Annotated in this window: 8 protein-coding genes; all 8 read right to left on the reverse strand. The window is 42.3% G+C overall.

Annotation, left to right across the window (positions count from 1 at the left end; translation table 11 throughout):
* Positions 1-61: 61 nt before the first annotated feature.
* On the reverse strand, positions 62-763 hold the full coding sequence (gene urtE, locus AM228_RS18565; protein ID WP_369817773.1) for an urea ABC transporter ATP-binding subunit UrtE: 702 nt from the start codon (positions 761-763) through the stop codon (positions 62-64).
* A 95-nt stretch (positions 764-858) separates the two neighbouring features.
* Positions 859-1632: an urea ABC transporter ATP-binding protein UrtD gene (urtD, locus tag AM228_RS18570; protein WP_054467992.1), complete on the reverse strand. Its 774-nt coding sequence runs from the start codon at positions 1630-1632 to the stop codon at positions 859-861.
* The gene (gene urtC / locus AM228_RS18575; RefSeq protein ID WP_054467994.1) at positions 1619-2800 is read right to left on the reverse strand and encodes an urea ABC transporter permease subunit UrtC; all 1182 of its coding nucleotides are present in this window, start codon (positions 2798-2800) and stop codon (positions 1619-1621) included. The genes urtD and urtC overlap by 14 nt, the downstream gene beginning before the upstream one ends.
* An 11-nt stretch (positions 2801-2811) precedes the next feature.
* Positions 2812-3981 carry an urea ABC transporter permease subunit UrtB gene (gene urtB / locus AM228_RS18580; RefSeq protein WP_054467996.1) on the reverse strand — a complete coding sequence of 390 codons (1170 nt, stop codon included), beginning with the start codon at positions 3979-3981 and terminating at the stop codon, positions 2812-2814.
* 191 nt (positions 3982-4172) lie between these two features.
* Positions 4173-5453: an urea ABC transporter substrate-binding protein gene (urtA, locus tag AM228_RS18585; RefSeq protein ID WP_054468081.1), complete on the reverse strand. Its 1281-nt coding sequence runs from the start codon at positions 5451-5453 to the stop codon at positions 4173-4175.
* 199 nt (positions 5454-5652) lie between these two features.
* Positions 5653-6249 (reverse strand): urease accessory protein UreG, encoded by a 597-nt coding sequence (ureG, locus tag AM228_RS18590; protein WP_054467998.1) that lies wholly within the window; start codon positions 6247-6249, stop codon positions 5653-5655.
* A 216-nt stretch (positions 6250-6465) separates the two neighbouring features.
* Positions 6466-7686, reverse strand: coding sequence for an ABC transporter permease (locus tag AM228_RS18595; protein ID WP_054468000.1), 1221 nt, complete (start codon positions 7684-7686; stop codon positions 6466-6468).
* 6 nt (positions 7687-7692) lie between these two features.
* Positions 7693-8423: efflux RND transporter periplasmic adaptor subunit (locus AM228_RS18600; protein ID WP_156331895.1), on the reverse strand; the 731-nt coding region annotated here is incomplete at its 5' end.

Below are 8423 nucleotides of genomic sequence, written 5' to 3' on the forward strand. Positions count from 1 at the left end.
ATAGATTAAATAACTACTATAATTAGCTGATTATTTTAGCAAAGTTTAGCCCAATTTAGGCTTACACAGCTAAAAATTTCTGGATAATTTCTTGAGAAAGGTCACTGGTTGGCCCAGAGGCCACAATTCCCCCTTTTTGCATGGCGTAATAGCGATCGGCTTGCCGGACAAAATGTAAATGCTGTTCAACTAATAAGACAGAAATTCCCGTAGTTTTAATAATCTGCCGCACTGCCGCTTCAATTTCTAAAATAATTGATGGTTGAATTCCCTCGGTGGGTTCATCTAAAATCAGTAATTTCGGTTTACTAATTAAAGCCCGTGCGATCGCTAATTGTTGCTGTTGTCCGCCACTTAAATCCCCTCCCATGCGATGTAACATAGTTTTTAACACGGGAAACAAACTAAAGATTTCTTCAGGTATCTTATCTTTAGTGGTTCGACCTTGGGGGCGGGCTTCAAACCCTAATAATAGATTTTCTTCAACAGTCAAGCGAGGGATAATTTCTCTCCCTTGGGGAACATAACTAATCCCTAACTTTGCCCGTTCATGGGTGGCTAATTTATTCAGGGGTTTGCCTATAAATGCCATGCTGCCACTGCGCGGATTAAGTAAACCCATAATAGTTTTGAGTAAGGTTGTTTTTCCCACTCCATTCCGGCCAATTAAACAGACCATTTCTTCTGAAAAAACACTTAAATCAACCTGGCGTAAAATATGGCTTTCTCCATAATAGACATTTAAGTCAGAGATTTTTAACACACTTTGATACTCAGATTGATAAGCCGGTTGAGATTCAGACAAAGAATCAGTTTTATTCATTAATTTATCCTCATGCTGATAATTTTTGTTGACGATTAATGGGGGGCAGAGTGTGGTTCATTTGCTTCGGAATTTCCGAGATAGACTTCGATCACGCGAGGATCGTTTTGAACTTGTTGAATATTGCCTTCACACAACACTGAACCCTGGTGTAGAACCGTCACCTGGCGGGCAATTTGCCGGACAAACTCCATATCATGTTCAATCACAATAATCGAATGACTTTCGGCCAAAGCTAATAATAATGACCCGACATTTTCCGTCTCTTCATCGGTTAATCCAGCCACAGGTTCATCAACTAATAATAAATCCGGTGATTGGGCGACTAACATCCCAATTTCTAACCGTTGTTTTTCCCCGTGGGAAAGTAATGCTGCTTGTAAGTTAGCTTTCGCTGTTAAGCCAACGGTTTCTAATAAGCTGCCCACTTTTTGCCGTTCAGAAACCGCAACCCGACCCAGGAGGGTAGAGAATACATTTTTATGGCGATTACAGACTAAATCTAAATTTTCTTGAACTGTTAAATTTAGATAGACTCTGGGTGTTTGAAATTTACGCCCAATGCCCAAGCGAGCAATTTTATATTCGGGAATCCGGCGTAAATTTCGCCCTGCAAATAAGACTTTGCCCTCGGTGGGTTGAACTTTTCCGGTAATTACATCGAGAAAAGTGGTTTTTCCGGCACCATTCGGCCCAATAATCACCCGTAACTCCCCGGTGTCCATGCTAAAATTTAACTGGTTGAGGGCTTTAAAACCGTCAAAGTTTACGGTTAAATTTTCAATTTCTAAGATTTTAGCTGCGGTCATGTTTATTAATTTCTTCCTTTTCTTTTTGGATTTCTGGATCTTCTTCCAAATAAGGATAAGTGATCAGTTGTTTACGCAAGCCTAAAAGCGATCGCACTTGATTGATACCTGAATTTTGCCACCATCCCACAATGCCATTGGGCAAAGCTGTCACCACCAGCAAAAATAATGCCCCTTGGAAAAATAGCCAAATTTCGGGAAATTGTTCGCTCAAAAAAGTCCGACCTAATCGCACTAATAAGGTGCCAATAATAGCGCCGATTAAGGTTGATCTGCCGCCAACCGCCACCCAAATCACCATTTCAATAGAAAACGCCACATCCATAAAACTGGGGGTAATAATGCCACTTTGTACCGTATAAAGTGCTCCAGCAACTCCAGCAATTCCCCCAGAAATTGCTAAAACTAATACCTTAAATCCGGTGGGATCGTAACCAGAAAACCGCACCCGCGTTTCATCATCGCGAATGGCAATTAATAAGCGGCCAAATCGTCCGCTGGTCAGCCAACGACAGAGCAAATAAGTGATGGCAAGAGCCAAAATCGTGAATTGATAAAAGAGCAATTGGGCTTTCTCGGAACCTGCCAGCATCCCAAAGATAGTTTCCGTATCGGTTTTGAGGCCATTGGTGCCGTTGATTAGCTTTTGCTGACCATTAAAAAAGTTAAAGAAGACTAACAACGCGGCTTGGGTTAAAATGGAAAAGTAAACACCTTTAATCCGGTTGCGAAAAACTAAATATCCGATTAGTCCAGCCGCGATCGCTGGAATTAAAACTATCCCCACAATGGTAAAGGGAAATGAATAAAAAGGTTGCCAAAACCAAGGCAGCTTTTCCACTCCATAAAGGGTAAAAAACTCTGGCAGTTCTCCTTCCGGTAATTGTAACTGGAGATGCATCGCCAAGGCATAACCACCGAGGGAAAAAAATATCCCATGTCCTAAGCTGAGGAGTCCGGTATAACCCCAAATCAAATCGATGCCGATCGCCACAATAGATAGGGATAAAAATCGGCCTAACAACTTGAGACGAAACACCGGCAGCAGCGCGGGCATAATCACCCCCAAAAGTAGCGCGATCGCCAGAATAATGCCCCCTTCGATCAACAGTTTTTGCTGTTGTTTTTTCCGTTGACTTCTCGGTTCACTTGCAAGTTCTACATTCATAATTTAATCATTTATCCTTCAGCAGTGCGTCCTTTTTGGGCAAAAATGCCCGAAGGTTTCACCTGTAAAAAAGCAATAATCAGGGCAAATATCATCACCTTTGCCATACTGGTACTAGCAAAGAAGGTAAAGAAATCGGTGACAGGCTGGAAAAACTCCACGGGAGTTAACAATAAGGCAAAAGTTCCTGAACCAATCAAATAACTCAAAATTCCAATCGCTAAAGCGGCCAAAATTGTCCCCAGAAGATTACCAACTCCACCTACTACCACCACCATAAAAGTATCGATAATGTAGTTTTGTCCCGTATTTGGACCCACAGAACCGAGTAAAGTAATCGCGCATCCAGCAATTCCCGCTAATCCCGAACCGATCGCAAAAGTCAGGGCATCAACTTGGGCCGTGGGAATGCCTAAACAGGAACTCATACTGCGATTTTGAGTAACAGCCCGAATTCTCAATCCCCAACTAGACCGATTTAAAAACCAATAAATTCCCACCAAACAAATCGTGGTTAAAACAATAATAAAAATCCGGCTATAGGGCAGTTGAAAATTCCCAATAGGCAAGCCACCTCTTAACCATGCAGGGGCAGTCACATCAACATTTCTCGCACTAAACCAAGGCTTAATTAATCCGGCGGTTTGGGGAATTTTCCCCAAAAGGCTTCCCGTACCAATGGCTAGTCCTAAAGAAATCGGCAACAGAGTAGCGATCGCCCATTGGCGAATTTTCTGCCAATTTGGGCGACGAATCAAAAGCCAAATTCCCCCAAAAAACAGCAGACAAAACTCGACAATTACGATCAAAAATCCCCAACTGACACTGCGGACAAATTGCTGCAAAATCAGGCTAACTCCCCAAGTAGCCAATAAAGTTTCTAGGGGGCGACCATAGAGATAACGAATCACACCTTTTTCTAACAGCCATCCCACCCCAGCGGCCAGAATAAATGATAAAGGCACAGCGAACAAAATATACAGGTTAAACCAGGGTTCGCCTAATAATTTAAAGACATTTTGCACCACAAAAGTTGTATAGGCGCCTAACATCATTAACTCTCCGTGGGCGAGATTAATCACGCCCATCAGACCAAAAACAATCGCTAATCCTAACGCGGCAATTAATAAAACTGAACCAATACTAATCCCGTTAAACAAGCCTTCTAACAGTTGAAACATAATCCGTTAGTAGAAATTTACTGAAGCGGCTAATTGGATAAAATTTCTTCATCGCCGTGGGAAGCATTAACCGTTAACCGACAAGCGGCCACAAAAAATGTCCCCGGAAAAAGAATTTTTACCAATTAAAATTTCTCGGTTAATCACGGGTTTCCAAACTATAAAAACCCGTGATTAAAATATTTTAATACTTAAATCTTGTACTTTTCTCCCTTATTGGGATCGGTCCAGTCACAGCCATAACCTTTGGTTGTCGGGACATATTGATTCCAGGGAACTGGATCGACCGGGGCATCCGTTGACCAAACAATATCAAATAGACCATCATTTCTCACTTGACCAATTCGCACGGTTTTAGAGATGTGATGATTGGGATACATTTTGACCTGCCCTTCTGGGGCATCAAACGTTTGACCAATTGCCGCCGCCCGTACCTTATTTAAATCGTCAGCAGTTCCCGCTTGTTCTACCGCTTGTTTCCAAAGGTAAACCATAATATAGGCGGCTTCCATTGGATCGTTGGTGACGCGATCTTGTCCGTATTCCGCTTTAAAAGCTTCGACAAATTTTTTATTGGCCGGACTATCTACGGTCATAAAATAGTTCCAAGAAGCATAATGACCGACGAGAAATTCTTTACCAATTTGTCGGACTTCTTCTTCGCCAATACTCACGGACATCACGGGATATTTATCCGCCGTTAATCCCGCCCCTTGCATTTGTTTGAAGAAGGCAACATTACTATCCCCATTCAGACTATTAAAAATCACCCCCCCATCGGGTAAAGCTTGCTTAATTTTGGTGATAATTGGTGTGACTTCGGCATTTCCCAGGGGCAGATAATCTTCCCCAACGGTTTCCCCACCTTTGACTTTAAGTTGCTCTTTAATAATTGTGTTCGCGGTGCGGGGGAAAACGTAGTCAGACCCAACTAAAAAGAATTTTTTGCCTTTATTTTGTAGCAGCCAATCAACCGCTGGCTCAATCTGTTGGTTAGGCGCTGCACCTGTGTAGAAAATATTTTTAGAACATTCTTGACCTTCATATTGTACGGGATACCAAAGCATATGATCTTTGGCTTCAAAGACATCTTTAACCGCTTTACGGCTGGCAGAAGTCCAACAGCCAAAGACGGTAGTTACTTTGTCTTGATCGATCAGTTTTTGTGCTTTTTCGGCAAAAGTTGGCCAATCAGAAGCCCCATCTTCAATAATCGGTTCAATTTGCTTGCCGAGAACTCCGCCCGCTTGATTAATCTCTTTGATAGCTAATAGTTCTGCTTCTTTGACCGTGGTTTCACTAATAGCCATTGTGCCACTGAGGGAGTGGAGAATTCCCACTTTGATGCGATCGCCACTATTTCCTGCGGTTGTAGATGTCGTCTCGGTGCTAGAACAGGATTTCAGTAACAGACTGCTTCCCAAGGCTGCCGAACTGTAGAGCAAAAATTTCCGTCGCCCTAATTTTGTCATAATTTTTGCCATAATTACTTTACTTACCCTCACCGAATTCAGTCATATAGATAAATAGAGATCAATATTGATCTCTATTTATCTATAGATAAATATTGAGACAGCTATCTTAAGATCGGGGATTATAAAAAAATGTATCTTAAAATACATTTTGAGTTTTTGGCAGATTTAACCCCTTATTTTCTACCTAGGTGAGATGCTAGGTGAGATGAAACTCTATAAATTCTTTCACTTTGGCTAATCCTTCGTGTTGTTTGAGATTTGTAAAGACGAAAGGTCGATCGCCCCGCATTTTTTTAGCATCTCGTTCCATCACGGTTAAATCTGCACCCACGAAAGCCGCTAAGTCGATTTTATTAATCACTAATAAATCAGATTTAGTAATTCCCGGCCCGCCCTTGCGAGGAATTTTATCTCCCGCTGCCACATCAATTACATAGATGGTTAAATCTACTAATTCGGGACTAAAAGTAGCGGCTAAGTTGTCGCCCCCACTTTCCACAAACACTAAGTCTAAATCTCCAAAAAGTTGTTCAAGCTGTTCAACGGCGGCTAAATTCATCGATGCATCTTCTCTAATCGCTGTATGGGGACAACCTCCGGTTTCTACCCCCACGATCCTTTCCGGTGGTAATGCTTGAGAACGAACCAAAAATTGAGCATCTTCTTGGGTATAAATATCGTTTGTCACCACAGCAATTTGATAGCGATCGCGCAATGTCTTACATAACGCTTCTAATAATGCAGTTTTTCCTGAACCTACAGGGCCAGCGATGCCCACACGAAATCCAGTCATAAGTGATTTTCTAGAGTGATTGTCTTGTCTATTGTAATACCATTTACAAAAATTTATGCGACAATAAGTATTTATATTGTAGAGTGGGCAAAAATTCACCATCATATATGGTAAGTTGGGTAAAATATGCATGCCCACTCTACGAATGTTAGGGGCTGTTGCTCTCTGTGATTCTCTGTGCCTCTGTGGTAAAACTATTACAAGATCGCAAAAAATTTAATCCGTTGCCCGCAAAGCCACAATCGGATCTAATTTAGCCGCTTGCTGGGCAGGAACAATGCCAAAAAATAAGCCGATCGCCCCAGAAATAGCCGTAGAAACCGTAATCGCTATTAAAGAAAAACCCGCTTCAAACGGAGACAATAAACTGATAATTAAGATTAAACCCACCCCGATCGCAATACCAATCAAACCACCAGAAAGGGATAAAATAATCGCTTCAGCGGTAAACTGGAATAAAATATCTTTTTGGGAAGCCCCGATCGCCTTTCGCAGACCAATTTCCTGGGTGCGTTCTCTTACCGCCACCAGCATAATATTCATAATCCCAATTCCCCCCACCAAAAGGGAAATACTGGCGACCAATCCTAAGACCATCGTTAAAGCCCCAGTCACCGCCCCAGTAATATTTTCCAACTCCTGCTGATTGCGGACAAAAAAATCATCTTCATCAACAATTTTATGGCGCAAACGTAACAAATTTTCTATCTGAAATTGCGCTTTACTTAGGTCTTCTAACCTATGTACAGAAATAGAAATAAAACTAATCTTGGTGCCGTAAATCGATGAACTCCCAGAAATTTGTTGAGCCATTGTGGTCAAAGGTAAAAACACCGTTTCATCTTGATTGCTGGTAAAAGTGGCTCCTTTGGATTGCATCACCCCAATCACCGCAAAAGAACGGTTTTTTATTCTAATACTTTGACCCAAAGAATTTTGCTCATTAAATAATATTTTAGCTACGTCTGAACCAAGCACTGCCACCGCTTGATACCGCTGTAAATCTAGGTGATTAAAAAAGCGACCTTGGGCGATATCAAAATTACGCACCGTGAGAAATTCTGGCGTAGTTCCCACTAATCGGGCAGAAAAATTTTCACTGCGATAAGTGACTCGTTCACTGCCATTAATTTGGGGGGCAACTTGTTTCACCGATGGCACTTGAGAAGCGATCGCTTCTGCATCTTCTAGCACCAAAGTTTGGGGAATCACCACAGGGCGATTTCGCGCCTTGGGACTGCCCGGTTCCACAAATAATAAATTATTGCCAAGTCCCTGCACTTGTTGACTGACAAATTGTTGGGCGCCTTCCCCAATGCCAATAGTAGCAATCACCGACGCATTGCCAATAATAATGCCTAACATAGTTAAGCCGCTGCGGAGTTTATTTAACATCAAAGTTTTAGCGGCCATTTCAATAGTTTCTACTAAATTCATTTAAAATTAATCCTCATTTTTCAAAATATCTTCTAATTTTTGGCCGGGGGGAAGACCGACAAAGACGCGATCGCCTGACTCCAAACCACTGAGAATTTGAATATCATTGCCAATCGTCGGGCCAATGGTGACAGGACGAAAGACCGCTTCATTTTTCTCATTAGGAACTAACACCCCAGTTTCACCTTTATTGGTGACAATTGCCACCGTAGGCACGACTAAAGCATTTTTCAATTCATCTCCTAAAAACGTCACATCCACATTCATTCCCGATCGCAATTCCTCGAAACCTGAGTCAATATCAACCCGAACTTCAAATAAAGTCACATCTTGTTCTTTAATTGCTTCTGGAGCAATCAAACGCACTTTACCTGTAAAAACTTGGTCAGGGTAAGCATCCGCCACAATTTCCACCCGTTGACCGGGCTGAATTTGCGTAATATCCGCTTCCGGGACTTTCCCCAAAATTTCTAATCCTCTAGCCAAAGCGACAATAGAAGTAGAAGTAGCTTGACCCGCACTGGAAGCGGAAGTCGTTGGCGTCACAAACGCGCCCTCCGTGGCATATCTTTGGGTAATTTGCCCAGAAAACGGCGCCCGAATAATCGTATCTTCTAGCTGAACTTCCACCTCGCGCAATTGTCCCAGGGCTTCGTTCACCTCCGCTTCTGCTTGAGTAATGGTTTCGGGACGCGGGCCATTTTCTTGCAAAGCCAAAGCCTGTTGGGCCTCTTGCA

The sequence above is a fragment of the Planktothricoides sp. SR001 genome (assembly GCF_001276715.1).
Classification (GTDB): Bacteria; Cyanobacteriota; Cyanobacteriia; order Cyanobacteriales; family Laspinemataceae; genus Planktothricoides; species Planktothricoides raciborskii.

Coding starts and splice junctions, on each gene's coding strand:
- urtD (WP_054467992.1), bottom strand. CDS start 1,632: ATGACCGCAGCTAAAATCTTAGAAATTGAAAATTTAACCGTAAACTTT.
- urtC (WP_054467994.1), bottom strand. CDS start 2,800: ATGAATGTAGAACTTGCAAGTGAACCGAGAAGTCAACGGAAAAAACAA.
- urtB (WP_054467996.1), bottom strand. CDS start 3,981: ATGTTTCAACTGTTAGAAGGCTTGTTTAACGGGATTAGTATTGGTTCA.
- urtA (WP_054468081.1), bottom strand. CDS start 5,453: ATGACAAAATTAGGGCGACGGAAATTTTTGCTCTACAGTTCGGCAGCC.
- ureG (WP_054467998.1), bottom strand. CDS start 6,249: ATGACTGGATTTCGTGTGGGCATCGCTGGCCCTGTAGGTTCAGGAAAA.
- AM228_RS18595 (WP_054468000.1), bottom strand. CDS start 7,686: ATGAATTTAGTAGAAACTATTGAAATGGCCGCTAAAACTTTGATGTTA.